15 protein-coding genes are annotated in these 16,668 nt (G+C 43.9%); 12 read left to right on the forward strand and 3 right to left on the reverse strand.

The window, feature by feature from the left end:
• Nucleotides 1-161 precede the first annotated feature (161 nt).
• The 5 genes from prfB to A6D97_RS15240 all read left to right on the forward strand — a co-directional run bounded on the left by prfB (nt 162) and on the right by A6D97_RS15240 (nt 5,978).
• Nucleotides 162-1,260 (forward strand): peptide chain release factor 2 gene (gene prfB / locus A6D97_RS15220; protein ID WP_100208942.1). Its coding sequence is split into 2 segments (ribosomal slippage): nt 162-236 and nt 238-1,260, totalling 1,098 coding nucleotides; the frame shifts between segments, so codons are not numbered across the junction.
• Nucleotides 1,261-1,358: 98 nt separating this feature from the next.
• Nucleotides 1,359-2,891: a lysine--tRNA ligase gene (lysS, locus tag A6D97_RS15225; protein WP_017059330.1), complete on the forward strand. Its 1,533-nt coding sequence runs from the start codon at nt 1,359-1,361 to the stop codon at nt 2,889-2,891.
• 326 nt (nt 2,892-3,217) lie between these two features.
• Nucleotides 3,218-4,552, forward strand: coding sequence for a cyclic-di-GMP-binding transcriptional regulator VpsR (gene vpsR, locus A6D97_RS15230; protein ID WP_017062873.1), 1,335 nt, complete (start codon nt 3,218-3,220; stop codon nt 4,550-4,552).
• A gap of 648 nt (nt 4,553-5,200) precedes the next feature.
• The gene (locus A6D97_RS15235; protein WP_004735015.1) at nt 5,201-5,452 is read left to right on the forward strand and encodes a hypothetical protein; all 252 of its coding nucleotides are present in this window, start codon (nt 5,201-5,203) and stop codon (nt 5,450-5,452) included.
• A gap of 214 nt (nt 5,453-5,666) precedes the next feature.
• On the forward strand, nt 5,667-5,978 hold the full coding sequence (locus tag A6D97_RS15240) for a DUF6482 family protein (RefSeq protein ID WP_004735016.1): 312 nt from the start codon (nt 5,667-5,669) through the stop codon (nt 5,976-5,978).
• An 88-nt stretch (nt 5,979-6,066) separates the two neighbouring features.
• Here A6D97_RS15240 and mutH read toward each other — a convergent pair whose 3' ends face one another.
• The gene (gene mutH, locus A6D97_RS15245) at nt 6,067-6,732 is read right to left on the reverse strand and encodes a DNA mismatch repair endonuclease MutH (protein ID WP_032546406.1); all 666 of its coding nucleotides are present in this window, start codon (nt 6,730-6,732) and stop codon (nt 6,067-6,069) included.
• A gap of 616 nt (nt 6,733-7,348) precedes the next feature.
• Between mutH and rppH the strand changes: the two genes are divergently transcribed.
• Genes rppH through A6D97_RS15270 form a run of 5 tightly spaced genes read left to right on the forward strand, consistent with a single transcriptional unit; the run spans nt 7,349 to nt 12,659 of the window.
• On the forward strand, nt 7,349-7,867 hold the full coding sequence (rppH, locus tag A6D97_RS15250; RefSeq protein ID WP_017059335.1) for an RNA pyrophosphohydrolase: 519 nt from the start codon (nt 7,349-7,351) through the stop codon (nt 7,865-7,867).
• 2 nt (nt 7,868-7,869) lie between these two features.
• Nucleotides 7,870-10,119, forward strand: a complete 2,250-nt coding sequence (gene ptsP / locus A6D97_RS15255; RefSeq protein WP_017059336.1) for a phosphoenolpyruvate--protein phosphotransferase — start codon at nt 7,870-7,872, stop codon at nt 10,117-10,119.
• Nucleotides 10,120-10,127: 8 nt separating this feature from the next.
• On the forward strand, nt 10,128-10,919 hold the full coding sequence (locus tag A6D97_RS15260) for a sulfite exporter TauE/SafE family protein (RefSeq protein WP_017059337.1): 792 nt from the start codon (nt 10,128-10,130) through the stop codon (nt 10,917-10,919).
• A 57-nt stretch (nt 10,920-10,976) separates the two neighbouring features.
• Nucleotides 10,977-11,798 carry a prolipoprotein diacylglyceryl transferase gene (gene lgt / locus A6D97_RS15265; RefSeq protein WP_017059338.1) on the forward strand — a complete coding sequence of 274 codons (822 nt, stop codon included), beginning with the start codon at nt 10,977-10,979 and terminating at the stop codon, nt 11,796-11,798.
• Between the two features lie 9 nt (nt 11,799-11,807).
• Nucleotides 11,808-12,659 (forward strand): thymidylate synthase, encoded by an 852-nt coding sequence (locus tag A6D97_RS15270; RefSeq protein WP_017059339.1) that lies wholly within the window; start codon nt 11,808-11,810, stop codon nt 12,657-12,659.
• A gap of 555 nt (nt 12,660-13,214) precedes the next feature.
• On the opposite strand, the gene A6D97_RS15275 is transcribed toward A6D97_RS15270, so the two are convergent.
• Nucleotides 13,215-14,360 carry a Na/Pi symporter gene (locus tag A6D97_RS15275; RefSeq protein ID WP_017059340.1) on the reverse strand — a complete coding sequence of 382 codons (1,146 nt, stop codon included), beginning with the start codon at nt 14,358-14,360 and terminating at the stop codon, nt 13,215-13,217.
• Nucleotides 14,361-14,749: 389 nt separating this feature from the next.
• On the opposite strand from A6D97_RS15275, the gene nhaR reads away from it, so the two are divergent.
• Both nhaR and A6D97_RS15285 read left to right on the forward strand, forming a co-directional pair.
• Complete coding sequence (gene nhaR / locus A6D97_RS15280; RefSeq protein WP_017059341.1) at nt 14,750-15,640, forward strand: transcriptional activator NhaR; 891 nt, start codon at nt 14,750-14,752, stop codon at nt 15,638-15,640.
• A gap of 100 nt (nt 15,641-15,740) precedes the next feature.
• Entirely contained in the window at nt 15,741-16,034 is a 294-nt protein-coding gene (locus A6D97_RS15285) for a metalloregulator ArsR/SmtB family transcription factor (RefSeq protein WP_004735028.1), read from the forward strand.
• 317 nt (nt 16,035-16,351) lie between these two features.
• Here the strand turns inward: A6D97_RS15285 and rpsT are convergent, their stop codons facing one another.
• The gene (gene rpsT / locus A6D97_RS15290; RefSeq protein WP_004739529.1) at nt 16,352-16,612 is read right to left on the reverse strand and encodes a 30S ribosomal protein S20; all 261 of its coding nucleotides are present in this window, start codon (nt 16,610-16,612) and stop codon (nt 16,352-16,354) included.
• Nucleotides 16,613-16,668 lie beyond the last annotated feature (56 nt).

The following is a 16,668-nucleotide window of genomic DNA, read 5'->3' on the forward strand; positions in this document are numbered from 1 at the left end:
CCTTCCTGCCCTTACAAAATTTACGTGTTTTTTATGCCTGTCAATTTTATATCCCATTAAGTTGTTGAATCTTGGTTCACCACTCTAAAAAATTCTGTATCTCCGTCACACTTTTGAGTACAATTCTTCGGTTAAATTCTACTCATAAATGATGAGCTAAAATGTTTGAAATCAATCCTATAAAAAACCGTCTGCAGGATGTGTCTGAGCGCACAAATATCCTGAGGGGGTATCTTTGACTATGACGCTAAGAAAGAGCGTCTAGAAGAAGTAAACGCAGAATTAGAACAACCGGATGTATGGAACGAACCTGAGCGTGCTCAAGCGCTAGGTAAAGAACGTTCTGCATTGGAAGCGGTAGTAGAAACGATCGACCAACTTGACCAAGGTGTTGAGGATGTTGATGGCCTATTAGAGCTTGCGGTTGAAGAAGAAGATCAAGAAACGTTCGATGAAATTGAACCAGAACTGGCCGAGCTTGAAGCTAAGCTAGAGAAGCTGGAATTCCGTCGTATGTTCTCTGGTGATCACGATGCATCAGATTGCTACATCGATTTACAGTCAGGTTCGGGCGGTACAGAAGCTCAAGACTGGACTTCAATGATGTTGCGCATGTACTTACGTTGGGCAGATTCGAAAGGCTTCAAGACTGAAGTTATCGAAGTGTCGGATGGCGATGTTGCTGGCCTTAAAGGCGCAACGGTACGTATTTCTGGTGAGTATGCTTACGGTTGGTTACGCACAGAGACTGGTGTTCACCGTCTAGTTCGTAAGTCACCATTTGATTCAAGTGGTCGTCGTCATACTTCATTTGCATCTGCGTTTATCTATCCTGAGATTGATGACAACATTACGATCGACATTAATCCTTCTGACCTACGTATTGACGTATACCGTGCCTCTGGCGCTGGTGGTCAGCACGTAAACACCACGGAATCAGCGGTACGTATTACTCACGTTCCGACTAACACTGTGGTTCAGTGTCAGAATGACCGTTCGCAGCATAAGAACAAAGATCAAGCGATGAAGCAGCTACGTGCTAAGCTTTTTGAACTTGAGATTCAAAAACAAAATGCTGAAAAACAAGCGAGCGAAGAGACGAAATCAGACATCGGTTGGGGCAGTCAAATCCGCTCTTACGTGCTGGATGATTCTCGTATCAAAGATTTACGCACCGGCATCGAAAACCGTAATACTCAAGCGGTTCTTGACGGTGACTTAGACAAGTTTATTGAAGCTAGCCTGAAATCAGGTCTGTAAGCTTTATCAACTATTAAGCTTTACCAATAATATTGGTAAAAATGCCTATATTTGCAAAAATATAGCGGTCCAAATTTTAAAAGCAGGGTACATCTCTAATGACTGATGCTGTTCAAAACGAAAACGCACAAGAAGCTTCTTCACCTGAAGAGAACAAACTAATCGCTGAGCGCCGCAGCAAGCTGGATCACATCCGCCAAAACTGCAAAGCTAACGGTCACCCAAATGACTTCCGTCGTGAGCACCTAGCTGGCGATCTTCAAGCGGAATTCGGTGAGAAGACTAAGGAAGAGCTAGAAGAGCTTAACCACATCGTTGCGATCGCTGGTCGTGTTATGGCGAAGCGTGGTCCATTCCTTGCGATTCAAGAAACTTCTGGTCGTATCCAAGCATACGCAGCGAAAGACGTTCAAAAAGTACTGAAAGAGAAGTACCAAGGCCTAGATATCGGTGACATCATCGGTGTTAAAGGTGCGCTTCACAAATCAGGTAAAGGCGACCTTTACGTGAACATGGAAGAGTTTGAATTGCTGACTAAAGCACTTCGTCCTCTACCAGAGAAGTTCCACGGTCTAACTGACCAAGAGATGCGTTACCGTCAGCGTTACGTTGACCTAATCGTGAACGAAGATTCTCGTAATGCATTCATCGTGCGTTCTAAGCTTGTATCTTCAATCCGTAACTTCATGAGCGCGAAAGGCTACCTAGAAGTTGAAACGCCAATGATGCACGTGATCCCGGGTGGCGCAACTGCACGTCCGTTCATCACTCATCACAATGCACTAGACATCGACATGTACCTACGTGTTGCACCAGAGCTTTACCTTAAGCGTCTAGTGGTGGGTGGTTTTGACCGTGTATTCGAGATCAACCGTAACTTCCGTAACGAAGGTCTATCTCCACGTCACAACCCAGAATTCACAATGATGGAATTCTACCAAGCGTACTCTGACTACAAAGACCTTATGGATCTGACAGAAGAGATGCTAAGCACGGCAGCAATGGACGTTCTTGGTTCTACTTCTATGCCTTACGGTGACGAAACGGTTGAGTTCGGTGGCACTTACGCTCGCATGAGCATGTTCGATGCAATCAAACACTACAACCCTGAGCACGCTGAGATTCAAGCGCTAACAGAAGCAGACCTACAAGACCGTGAAAAGATGGTTGCTATCGCAAAATCTGTACACGTAGACGTAGAAACGTTCTGGACATGTGGTCAGCTTCTAGAAGAGATCTTTGGTGAAACGGCTGAGCCTCAGCTAATTCAACCAACGTTCATCACTGGCTACCCAGCGGACATCTCTCCTCTAGCTCGTCGTAGCGATGACAACCCGTTCTTCACAGACCGTTTTGAGTTCTTCATCGGTGGCCGTGAAGTTGCGAATGGTTTCTCTGAGCTTAACGATGCACAAGACCAAGACGAGCGTTTCAAAGCGCAAGTTAACGCGAAAGACGCGGGTGATGACGAAGCGATGTACTACGATGCAGACTACATTACTGCACTAGAGCACGGCCTACCGCCAACAGCGGGTCAAGGTATCGGTATCGACCGTCTAGCAATGCTATTTACAAACACGCACACAATCCGTGACGTGATCTTGTTCCCGGCAATGCGTCCACAGGCGTAATTCTCGCTTATAGGGCGTAACAGCCTATGTAATTAAAAAGGTTCATCGCGGCTTTCCGGGGAAAGCCGCTTTTATCTTCAAGAAGAAGTAAAAAGCCACCTTCGGGTGGCTTTTTCTGTTTTGGGGCTTCAAAACCTAGTCTGTACCGCACTCTTGATTCGAAAAATCGTTATTTCTGACATAGTCTTACTATTGAGACATAAAATCTAAGATAGTCTCACTACTATACGTCTCTGCGCTGAATACGCTCTCGCGGCATTTTGTCGAACGATGAAGCAGTGACTCGTATTAGTCTGATTTAAATAAAAATAGAATAAGGAAGAAGGATGGGAACTCAATTTAAGATGGATTCCTTACCAGGTTCTCTTATCGTCGTTGGTGGTGCGTACGAACCCTGGTTATCAGTGTTAGAACAAGTGGGTTGGCAGTGTACCCAGTGTGCAGATTTACGAAAAGCCGATGCCTTGATTGCTGATATTGGCCCATGTATTGGTATTGTCGATCTTAGTCATGATGAGTTCAGTCTCAACGGTATTGCTAACCTTGTGAGCAATAACAAGCAGGTGAGATGGCTCGCCTTTATCCGTGAATCTCAATTAAGCTCTGATACGATCTGCCAGTTTATCGTCAACTTCTGTATCGACTTTTTCACGGCACCAATCCCAGATGCTCAATTGCTGAGTACCATTGGTCACCAACTGGGTATGCTTAAGCTTGAGCAGAAGGTATGGCCAAACTACGGCATCAATAACAACATGGGACTGCTAGGCGATTCTGTGGCCGTGAAGCGCTTGAGAGACCAAGTAAAGCGTATTGGGCCGACTGATGTCAGTATCTTGATTTATGGCGAGAGTGGGGCTGGTAAAGAGACGATTGCACGCTCGATTCATCAAAATTCGTCGCGAGCACAGAAACCATTTTTAACGGTTAACTGTCGTGCCTTGTCTGAAATGAGAATAGAGGCCGAGGTGTTTGGCATATCAGCACAGTCAGCGACTGCGCCTTGTATGTTGGAAGAAGCCGATGGCGGAACCATCTTGCTTAATGATGTTTTAGCGATGCCACGCAATCAACAACTGAACCTGTTGCGCTTTCTACAAGAAGGTAAGATTGAAACTGCGAATGGACCTAAATCTGTCGATGTGCGTATTCTGGCCGCGAACTCCTCTGATATCGAGAAGGCGTTGATCGAGGGCGACTTCAATGAAGAGCTTTATCACTATATCAATGTTCTGCGTATTCATGTTCCAAGCTTAAAAGAACGTGTGAGCGATATTTCAGTACTGGCGAATCATTTTCTGCGTGAGTACTCGAAAGAGTTTAATGCTCAAGCGAAGAGCTTCTCAGACGATGCTATCCGTTCGATGAATCGATACCATTGGCCTGGAAATGTGCGTGAGCTGATGAATCAGATTAAGCGTGTTGTGTTGATGTCTGATGCTGTGATCATTGAGGATCACCAACTGGATTTACCAAAACAGAATGATGAGCGCCGCAGTCTCAAAAGTATCCGTGAGCGTTCAGAGCGAGATGCGTTGCTGATTGTTCTGGAATCTTATGGTGGTCAAGTATCGTTGGCCGCTAAGGAGCTTGGAGTTTCGCGTGCAACCATGTACCGATTGCTGAACAAACATAGCCTGATTTCTGAAGGTGTTGTTTAGAGCTCTCTATTCATTGATTCTATCCCGTTAGTGTCAATCTAAGAGCCACGCATGATGCGTGGTTTTTTTATATCCATTGCTACAACTTCTCGTTGATCGTTGATCGTTGATCGTTGACTGCTGACAGATTGACAGATTGACAGATTTACAGGTTGATAGATTGAGCTATTAGAGGCTCGGTCTTTAAGAGAGATGTTCTGTGATTTTATATAATCATAGTGAATATGTTATATATAAAGTAATATGCAACTAATATTTTGGGTGAATCATTTGTTTTGAAATTGTTAATCAATTATCGGTTGAATAATATACTCACTTGGTTAGACTTTAACCGTGAAAGCAATGGTTTAACAAAGACTTATTTGCTTTTATTATCTCATTTCTTTTTGGATTTTTTAGTTAGCTTGGAGGCGCAAATGAAACATTTCGATTTTATACAGCATATTTGCGCGTCGTTTGATCCGTGTACTGACATGGTGACTGTTATGTCACAAACATCAGCCATGGCCGATCGAAACACCCAAGATAAACCTAACTAATAGATCCGTACCCTTATTTGGCTGCGGAAAAATAGCAGCTAAGTGAGAAGCCCTCATACTATTTAACACGCTATTTTTCCTCAGTTTATTTTACAACTGGAGAGTTATTATGCGTCACTCAGTATACTTAAAACTAGCAACAGTCCTTATCCGTGCAGACCTTCGTCGTGAAGAACGTGAATGGCAACGAAAAGTTCGTCGTAGTTCATACGATCTACCATGGAACAATACTCATTTATTGAGAGATATTGGCCTTGAAGCCGATGGTCGACCAATTGGTTTTTCTGAACCTGAAGTCGTTACGATTGAACGTCGAGTTCGTCACCTTCGTCGAGTCTTAAGCGCGCGAATACCGACGTAATCTTGTGGGGTGATAGCGCCTTTCACCCCTTAAGATAAATATCAGCGATAGTTGTGGCGTCGGAAGTGCAAGCTTTTGAACTAGAACTGGCCAAAAAAGAGAAGCACTTGCTTCTCTTTTTTGCTTTTTTAAGCCGTTATGTGTGCTTTTTTAAGTCGTTATCTAGTAAAGAAAAAGAGTTCTACTACGCTTTATAGAGCAAGGGAGGCTGGCTATGCAAAAGCATCAATTAGACATGTGGTTACATGGAGAGCACAAAGACTCGTATCAAACACCAAAGGTATACGTTATTGGCTGTTCCGATATCTCGGAATATCTATTAGCAGTGGAATATAAACACAAGCTAGAACCGGTAAAGCAAGACGGTGAGCCGCTTCACTTTGGATCCTTGGATCAAGTGAAAGAAGAGTTACTCCGGCTCGGCTTTGAAAAGGCGTATCTTCGCTTACACAACGCCTATGATGAGTTTGGTAATGAGCCAAGCCAAAGCTACTGTGATATTGAACTGGCGCTCAAACCTCATTAAGAGGCGTTGGTAGCGAGATATTGATTCTAATTCCAGACTGTTTTTTAACGCACTGATAGTTTTGGCTATCGAGGCTCGATTAAACGATCTATGCGTAATGTGTTGTCAGTAATTTATGGGTGAATTGAGTTCGCAGATAGAAACCACGTGGTTTAGTTTTGATAGGTTTTCCACTTGCACCGTAGGCTTCCGTTAACACTCGGCTGTTGGCGGCTTTTGGTCGTAGATGCAGCGCTTCACCGTGCCTTGCTGTTATCTGTTCAACATTGCCTAAAACGATCAACTCCATCAGTTCTTCCCAATCTCGCTTCAAGAGTTCGTCTTCAGCTTGGCTAGGTGTCCATAATAATGGGGATCCTACATGCCTCTCTGCTAGCGGGATCTCTCTTTCTCCCTCGACAGGGATCCACAACACCTTAGACAGCTTGTTTCGAACGTGGCTGGTTTCCCAAGTTATGCCTTGCACACCCATCAAAGGAGCAACACACACAAAGGTGGTTTCGAGTGGCTTGCCAGAGTAGCTAATCGGAATGCTTTTTAGCTCGATACCGAGCTTGGCAAAATCTTGTTCTGGCTTACTGCCTGCAGGTGCACCCAAGTGCCATTCCAATAGCTGCCCAACCCAGCCTTTATCACGCTTAAGGTCGTTTGGCATCACCATCTCAGCTTCGTCAGCGAGCTCTTTAAAGGTCATTCCGGCGATGGCATACGCGCGCTCTAACAGCTCTTGTTGTGTTTGTGGTTCTGGTTTCATAATAAAAGGCATGATCAAAAAAATGATTTTATCAGAAGTTATCACCAAATGACGACTGGTTAAGAAATGATCTCCTTGCGAGAAAAGGGATCAAACTCAGGGTTATCCACAGGACATAAAGGTAATTAATTGAAATATTAATTTAGTGGATAAATAAACAGGGGTTTATGGTGGATAAAATGCTTGCCAAATGGGGTTCAAAATGAATCTTTCACTTAGTAGTGTGGATAAACATCGGAGTGGTTGATCTTTAACCATGTCAGGTTTCTGAAAGATCTTTTACATTTCTAATGTTTTTTAAAACTAGAATGTTATTTTAATTTACTGATTTATATGATAATAAAATTATTTTGACTGATTTGTTGTTTTTGGTGTTGATGAATCTATGGATTAAAAAAAACGATTGCGGGTAATTCTTCACATAGTTATTCACAGAAAAGGTGAATAAATGTGGTCTATGTCTCACTATTGTGTGGGTAACTAGAATTTGAGCAAAACTTATCCATATTCCTAGTTATTATTCATAAATATAGCGCTTATCACGTCACTAAGTTTGCTCCGATTGGGGATATGTGGAAAAATCAGAGTAATTAAAAATTTAGATAGAGGTTGGCCAGTGATAGATGGCGATGGTTACCGATTAAATGTTGGTATTGTAATCTGTAACAACCATGGTCAGGTCTTCTGGGCTAAACGATACGGGCAACATTCATGGCAATTCCCTCAAGGGGGAATAGATGAAGGTGAGACTCCGGAACAGGCAATGTACCGCGAGTTGTATGAAGAGGTTGGCCTTACTAAAAAGGATGTAAAGATCGTCGCGACAAGTCGTCATTGGTTACGCTACAAGCTACCCAAACGACTGGTTCGGTGGGATTCTAAACCTGTCTGTATTGGACAAAAACAGAAGTGGTTCCTTTTGCGCTTAGATTGCGATGAATCGCATATCAATATGCAGCGTGGAAGTACACCTGAGTTTGATGGTTGGCGTTGGGTGAGTTACTGGTACCCAGTTCGACAAGTTGTTTCTTTCAAGCGAGATGTTTACCGTCGAGCGATGAAAGAGTTCGCATCTTTAGCAATGCCGTTTAAAGAGCGAAAAATAAAAGGAAAGCGCAAATTGCGTAGAGGTTAAGCATGCTCAGTCAACTAAGGGAAATAGTTGAACACGTATCAAGAGTTGAAGATGTGTCGACGGCTCTTGATATTTTGGTTAAAGAGACATGCAGTGCGATGCAGACGGAATGTTGCACCGTGTATTTGGCAAATAATGATATGCAGCGCCTTGAGTTGATGGCAACTCAAGGCCTGATCTTCAAAGGCAATAGCATTCACATTGGTTTTGACGAAGGTCTGGTTGGCCTTGTTAAAAGAAGTGCTGAACCTATCAACCTTGCACAAGCGTCTGCTCACCCTGCTTATAAGTTTTTTCCAGAGCTTGGAGAAAACGTCTATCACTCTTTTCTCGGTACTCCGATTATCCACCGCAAGCAAGTGCTCGGTGTATTGGTCATTCAACAGAAGACCCCACGTTTATTTAGTGAGATGGAAGAATCCTTCCTTGTCACGCTCTCTGCACAACTTGCCGTTATTGTGGCGCACGCCCAAACTCAAGGCCATTGGCTGTTAGAGCAACAGAAGCTACCGGCTACTAAAGGTATTGCAGCTTCATCGGGCGTGGCGATTGGTGACTTATGGTGGGACAACACTCAGCCTGAACTCACCGATGTTTATCCTGCTTCGACGCTCAATATAGAGAGAGAGCATGAGTTGTTGGCGGTAGCGGTTGAAAACGCCCTCAATGACTTTAAGCGCATGCGAAAGCGCTTAGATAGCGAAATCAATAAAGATGCGTTGGCGATCTTTGACCTGTTTACTCACTTACTCAACGATCCTATGCTGCGTAAGGATCTAAAAAGCCAAATCCAGAAAGGCGATAAAGCCGATTGGGCACTAAGACAGGTTGTAGAGAGTTATTCTAATCGCTTTGCTCGTATGTCGGACGTGTATCTTCGTGAGAGAGCACAAGACATCCGAGAGCTCGGACAAAGGCTGCTCTATTTCCTCCACAACTCTGAACATGAACTTCGCACGTTAGATAAGCCGATTATCCTAGTGGTTCGTGAGTTAACCGCTTCGGTATTAGCGTCTATTCCCAAAGAAAAGCTCTTAGCGGTGATTTCCTTGGAAGGGGCGGCGAACTCGCACGCAGCGATTTTATCTCGAGCGCTTGGCATACCTTCCGTCATGGGGGTAAACCTCAACCTAGCTCAAGCTAATGGCAAGCGAGCGATTGTTGATGGGTATAGCGGTGAGATCTTTATTGAGCCGACTAAAAGCCTGCTCAAAGAGTATCGAGGGCTGATTCTAGAAGAGAGTGAGCTCTCCTCTATGGTCAATCGCGAGCTGTACCTACCGGCAAAAACGCAAGACAACAAGCAAGTCGAGATTCTGCTTAATGCGGGTTTAAGTGCAGACACTAACATCGCTATCAACCAAGGCGTTGATGGCGTAGGGCTGTATCGAACTGAAATTTCTTTCTTGTTGCAGCAAAGATTCCCGTCAGAGGATGAACAATTCAAGCAGTATCGTTCTGTACTGGCAAGCTACCCAGAGAAACAAGTGGTGATGCGTACACTCGATATCGGTGGTGATAAGGCCTTACCGTATTTTCCTATCGAAGAGGACAATCCATTCCTTGGTTGGCGTGGTATTCGGTTTACGCTCGATCATCCTGACATCTTTATTATTCAGTTACGTGCCATGCTACGTGCGAGCTGTGAAAGCCATAACTTGAGTATTTTGCTGCCGATGATCTCTGGTGCACAGGAGTTGGATGACGCGCTACAGTTGATTGAACAAGCGTATGATGAAGTGCATGAGCTTGATAACCGAGTGCGTATGCCTCGCGTTGGTATCATGATTGAAGTGCCATCCATGCTGTACATACTGCCGCTGATTGCGCATAAGGTCGACTTTGTTTCAGTCGGTACCAACGACTTAACCCAATATTTATTAGCGGTTGATCGGAACAATTCACGAGTATCCGATGTCTATGAATCAATGCACCCTGCGGTGATCATGGCATTAAAACAAATTCATGATACTTGTAAGCAATATCAATTACCTGTTTGTATTTGTGGCGAGTTAGCCGGTGACCCGATGGGCGCGCTGCTATTGATTGGATTGGGGTATGAGACGTTAAGTATGAATACCTCGAATGTCGCAAGAACCAAATATTTGATTCGTCAATCGAACTTGGCTGAATTACAGGATTTGGCAAATAAGGCACTTTCAAAACCGTATGGTAGTGACATCTATAGTATGATGCTGAACTATTTCGAAGAGCGTGAATTTACAGGCTTCATTCGAGCAGGTAAAAAATAGGATTTAACGTGTCATATGAACTGATAGGTTTGTTAGCGGGCCTTGGTGCTATTGTTGGTGTTTTAGCAGGCTTGCTAGGCATTGGTGGTGGTTTGCTGGTTGTTCCTGCCTTACTGTTTTTGCTTCCTAAAGCGGGTATCCCCCAAGAGTTTGCGATGCAAATGGCATTGGCTACTTCGCTATCAACCATCATCGTTACGTCGGGATCGTCTGCGATTAACCATCTAAAGTTGGGTAACGTAGAGATGTTTGTCGTTAAATGGTTGATGCCAGGTGTGGTGATAGGTGGCTTCCTCGGCTCTTTCGTGGCCGATGTAATTCCAGCTCAATACTTACCAAAAGTCTTTGGTGTGATTGTTTTGGTGTTGGCGTTGCAAATGCTATTGTCGATTCGCTCCAAGAGCCAAAAATCGATGCCGGGTTCAGCTAAAACCGTGTTGTGTGGCGGCGGGATTGGTTTGGTATCAAGCTTAGCGGGCATTGGCGGTGGGTCTTTATCGGTACCTTTCCTTAACCATCACGGTGTGGAAATGCGTAAAGCCGTCGGCTCATCTTCGGTATGCGGTTGTGTTATCGCGATTTCGGGAATGCTAGGTTTCATTTGGCATGGATCTTCTGTCGATGATCTTCCTGCGTATAGCTTGGGTTATGTTTATCTACCGGCTTTGATCGCGATATCTTGTACCTCAGTTTTGACCACTCGAGTGGGTGCGAAACTGGCCACTCAATTGCCAACCCCTGTGCTGAAGAAATTCTTTGCGGTATTTTTAATGTTTATAGCAGCCACAATGCTGCTGTAGTGTCTTTTCTGTTAGTCATTGAGCTAACCGTTAATCAATTTAGATAGAGAGCCAAGTATGTCTCAGGGTTTTATCGAATTCCCAAATATCGATCCTGTTCTTATTGAACTAGGACCAATCTCAGTTCGTTGGTACGGCCTAATGTACCTTGTCGGTTTTATGTTTGCTCTTTGGTTAGCAAATCGCCGAGCTGATCAACCGGGTAGTGGTTGGACTCGAGAGCAAGTATCAGACTTACTGTTTGCTGGCTTTCTAGGTGTGGTGTTGGGTGGTCGTATTGGCTACGTACTTTTCTACAACTTTGACCTTTTCCTAGCAGACCCACTGTACCTATTTAAGGTATGGACTGGCGGTATGTCTTTCCACGGTGGCTTGCTGGGTGTTATCACCGCAATGTTCTGGTATGCGAAAAAGAATGGTCGCACCTTCTTTGGCGTGGCAGACATGATTGCACCACTCGTCCCATTTGGTTTAGGTATGGGCCGTCTAGGTAACTTCATGAACAGCGAGCTTTGGGGCCGTGTGACTGATGTGCCATGGGCGATTGTGTTCCCTAACGGTGGTCCACTTCCTCGTCACCCATCTCAACTTTACGAGATGGCGCTTGAAGGTATCGTGCTGTTCTTCATCTTGAACTGGTTTATCAAAAAGCCGCGTCCTCTTGGTTCTGTATCAGGGTTATTCCTAGCTGGATATGGTACATTCCGCTTCTTAGTAGAATACGTACGTGAACCTGATGCTCACCTAGGTTTGTTCGGTGGATTTATCTCTATGGGACAAATTTTGTCACTGCCAATGGTTATCATCGGTGTGCTGATGATGGTGTGGGCATACAAGCGTGGTCACTACAAAGACGAATTACCACAACAAACGAAGTAAGGAATTGGTGTGAAACAGTATTTAGATCTCTGTCAGCGTATCGTTGATGACGGTACTTGGATTGAAAATGAACGCACGGGCAAGCGTTGCCTAACCGTGATCAATGCTGACCTTGAATATGATGTTGGTAATAACCAATTCCCACTGGTAACAACGCGTAAGAGTTTTTGGAAAGCCGCAGTTGCTGAGCTGCTTGGCTATATCCGTGGTTACGACAATGCTGAAGATTTTCGTAAGCTAGGGACTAAAACTTGGGATGCGAATTCTAACCTGAATGAAGCATGGCTGAATAACCCTTACCGCAAGGGTGAAGATGACATGGGCCGTGTTTATGGCGTTCAAGGACGTGCATGGGCAAAACCTGACGGCGGTCATATCGACCAACTGAAGAAGATTGTTGATGATCTAACTAACGGTATTGATGACCGCGGCGAGATCTTAAACTTCTACAACCCAGGTGAGTTCCACATGGGATGTTTGCGTCCGTGTATGTACAGCCATCACTTCTCACTACTTGGTGATACTCTGTACCTAAACAGCACTCAGCGCTCTTGCGATGTACCCCTAGGCCTGAACTTCAACATGGTTCAAGTGTATGTCTTCCTAGCTATCATGGCGCAAATCACGGGTAAGAAAGCTGGCGTGGCTTACCATAAGCTAGTAAATGCTCATATTTACGAAGATCAACTTGCACCTATGCGTGATATCCAGTTAAAGCGTGAGCCGTTAGCTGGCCCAACATTCCATATCAATCCTCAGATTAAGTCTCTAGAAGATTTGGAAACATGGGTAACGATGGATGACTTCTGGGTTGAAGGTTACGAATGCCACGAAGCGATTAAGTACCCATTCTCGGTTTAATCTCACTCGCTTTGTTTGATTGAAAGGCTGCCTCTGTGCAGCCTTTTTTGTATCTAAGTTACAGTGACGAGTAATCGAGATTCGAAGAGCAGAGAAATCATATGCTGTGTGATGCTTTATGTTACTCGTATACTCTCAACGCGCATTGGCTCTTTCTCTTCGATACTCGCTTACACGCATCTCGAATCTTTTTTCGATTCATCATTCCCTAGACTGACGAAGGAAGGAGTTGGGAGTCTCTTTCGTGGTGCGTTTGTGGGATTCCCTATCACGCTCGTTCCTCGCTGTAGGGAATGACGGAAATATATAGATGCGGGTAAACGAGATGCGGGATACGAAGAGCTAGAACGGACTTCTTTGGTGAGTAATGCTTACCTTACCGATTTACTCTTATATCGTATCAGTTTCAGCTCTTGTCACAAGCTTACTCATATCTCGAATTTGATTTTAGCTCTTCGTTACTCGTTTACCCGAATCCCGTATCTGCTCTTAAAAAGAAAAAGCCCGCAACCTAGGAGGTAGCGGGCTTTGCTATAAGCGATGTTTATTTTGCTATTAAGCGGTAAGAGCTAACACGCTACCAGGCAGTACAAGGAATACCGCAACAAGGTAACCAGCCACTACAGCTTTGTTCTTCACAGCCATGTCTGAAATCATGTCTGCCGCTTTAACTGGAAGTTCACGTAGGAACGGGATACCGAAGATGAATACCGTTGACATGATGTTGAACACCAAGTGTACTAGAGCAATTTGTAGTGCGAATACTGCGAACTCACCAGACACTGCTGTAGCTGCAAGTAGAGCCGTAATACATGTACCGATGTTTGCACCCAGAGTGAATGGGTAAACGTCACGTACTTTAAGAACACCTGAACCTACTAGTGGAACCATCAAGCTTGTTGTCGTAGAAGAAGACTGAACAAGGATAGTCACGATAGAGCCAGAAGCGATACCGTGGATTGGACCACGACCGATTGCGTTCTTTAGAATCTCACGAGCACGACCAACCATTAGGCTCTTCATCAGCTTACCCATTACAGTAATAGCTACGAAGATAGTTGCGATACCTAGAGCGATAAGCATGATGCCGCCAACAGTGTCGCCAAACGTTGATAGTGGTTCTTTAATCGCACTTACAACAGGCTTAGTGATTGGCTTGATGAAGTTAAGACCACCCATGCTCATATCACCTGTTGCTAGCATCGGTGATACTAACCAGTGAGAAATTTTCTCTAGAATTCCAAACGCCATCTCTAGTGGTAGGAAGATAGCAACGGCTAATAGGTTAAAGAAGTCGTGGATTGTCGCACTTGCGAATGCACGTTTGAACTCTTCTTTACAACGAACGTGACCAAGGCTAACTAGCGTATTGGTTACCGTAGTACCAATGTTAGCACCCATGATCATAGGAATTGCTAGCTCAACAGGTAAACCACCTGCCACAAGGCCAACGATAATTGAAGTAACTGTACTTGATGATTGAATAAGCGCTGTTGCTACTAAACCAATCATTAAGCCTGCAACTGGGTGTGAAGCAAATTCGAAAAGAACCTTTGCTTGCTCGCCTGTTGCCCATTTGAAGCCTGTACCAACCATTGAAACTGAAAGTAATAGTAGGTAAAGCATGAATGCCAAGTTAGCCCAGCGTAGCCAACGAGTAGTGCTCGAGATAGGCGCTGCTGCAGTAGTAGCTTGGTTCATAATGTTTTCTCCATTGGACCGTTTAAGTCTGTGTTTGGTCTGTTTGTTTAATCTGAGCGTGATGTTAGAGGGGAAATATTTCAGTAATATTACATTTTGGTTTAGGTGCGACTTTTTTGTGATGATTTACTCTTTAAATATTCCAATTGCTAATGTGGTTGTTTTAAGTTGTTGTTTTAAATTGTTTTTTAATGGAAATTCTATAGGTGATATAGATCTTAAAAGTTAGAAAAAAATTGAAAATAATCGATGAAATATTACATTATGAAATCAGACACTTCGAAAAAATAAGTGGTAAATCTATGTTTGGTTAGGTTTTTTCGAGTTTGTTGAGTGGCGGTGTCATATTTGATATAAAAGGGTATCTACTCTTTTATTACGGCACATCTATGTCGCATCTCAACTACAACCATCTGTATTACTTCTGGATGGTTTGCAAGCAAGGCTCTGTTACTAAAGCTGCAGAAGCCCTATTCCTAACACCACAAACGGTAACGGGGCAGATAAAAGCCTTAGAAGAACGCATGGATGGCAAGTTGACCAAGCGTAATGGCCGAAGTGTTGAGCCTACAGAGCTTGGGCAACTGGTCTTTAAATATGCCGATCGTATGTTTGGCCTGAGTTACGAGATGCTGGACATCGTGAATTACAGCCAGCACTCCAATATTCTGTTTGATGTTGGCGTCGCGGATGCGCTCTCTAAAAGACTCGTCAGTAAGATACTGATGTCGACCATCCCTCCAGATAACAGCATTCACTTGCGCTGTTTTGAATCGACCCATGAAATGCTACTTGAGCAACTCTCTCAACATAAGCTCGATATGATTTTGTCTGACTGTCCGGTGGACTCTAGTCAAAGCCCGGGCCTGTTCAGTAAAAAGCTGGGTGAGAGTGGAATGAGCTTTTTTAGTTCAGGTCAGGTTGAAGGGGTTAATTTCCCTGCTGTATTGGAGCAAAGAAAGCTTTTGATCCCTGGCAGCCGAACCTCAATGGGTCGTAAAGTGCTGCAATGGTTTGATAGACAAGGGCTTAAGCCAGATATTTTAGGTGAGTTTGATGATGCCGCATTGATGAAGGCTTTTGCTCGTTACCATCATGACGTAATATTTTTAGCACCGACGATTTATATGTCTGAAGTGGAAGACGACACATCACTGCAACTATTAGGCGGTATTGAAGAGTTAAAAGAGGAGTACTACGTCATATTTGCTGAGAGGATGATCCAACATCCAGCAGTAAAAAACGTATGTGACGCAGATTTTAGCAAATTGTTCGAGTGAGATAGTTTGTTAATGAATTGATATCGATTATCATAACTCCGCAATATGCCGGAAATACTGATAGCCCGTAGTTGGCGTAAAGGTTGTAGGGAGCCAAACTATGAACTTAAAAGAGATGGAGAAGAACTCAGCACAAGCTGTGATTCTACTCAAAGCCATGGCTAACGAGCGTCGCTTACAGATTTTGTGCCTATTACATGGCACTGAACTGTCGGTTGGGGAGTTGTGTGGCAAGTTGGAACTGAGTCAGTCTGCTTTATCTCAACATCTTGCTTGGTTGAGAAGAGATGGTTTGGTCGAAACTCGCAAAGAAGCTCAAACTGTGTATTACACATTGAGTAGTGAAGAAGTAAAAGCGATGATTAACCTACTGCATGGTATTTACTGCAAGTAGCTTATTGCTGGTGGGAGGGGGATTTCTTATCAGCGATAGAATGACACAAGGAAGTGTTAGCATTTCACATTGAACGTTAGTGTTTACCTATCTACCTATCTACCTATCTATCTATCTACCTATCTATCTACCTATCTACGTACCAATTTGCTTCTCTATTTATTTTTCTGATTGTTTGTTTTATCTATCTGCTTAAATTGTTTATCGGTCAGAAAAACGGCTGTTAGCACGTAAAATAAAAGCGTTACTCAAAATTTAGATATAAAAAAACCGGCCTAGGCCGGTTTTTTTCGTTTTGCGTTGTAATCAAATTTCTATTAAAGAGCTTTGATTGCAGCAGCGAAACGAGACTTATGACGTGCAGCTTTATTCTTATGAATAAGGCCTTTAGTCGCCATACGGTCAAGAAGTGGTGTAACTTCTACAAGAGCAGCAGTTGCAGCTTCTTTATCACCAGCTGCGATAGCTGCGATAGTCTTTTTCATGTAAGTGCGCATCATAGAACGACGGCTAGCATTGTGCTGGCGACGTTTCTCAGCTTGGATAGCGCGCTTCTTAGCAGATTTACTGTTTGCCAAGGGTCTAACTCCCAAAAACTTAGTTCGGTGACAATTTAAGGGCGAGGACTATCCCT

The sequence above is a fragment of the Vibrio sp. ZF57 genome, from assembly GCF_001691235.1.
Taxonomy (GTDB): Bacteria; Pseudomonadota; Gammaproteobacteria; order Enterobacterales; family Vibrionaceae; genus Vibrio; species Vibrio crassostreae_C.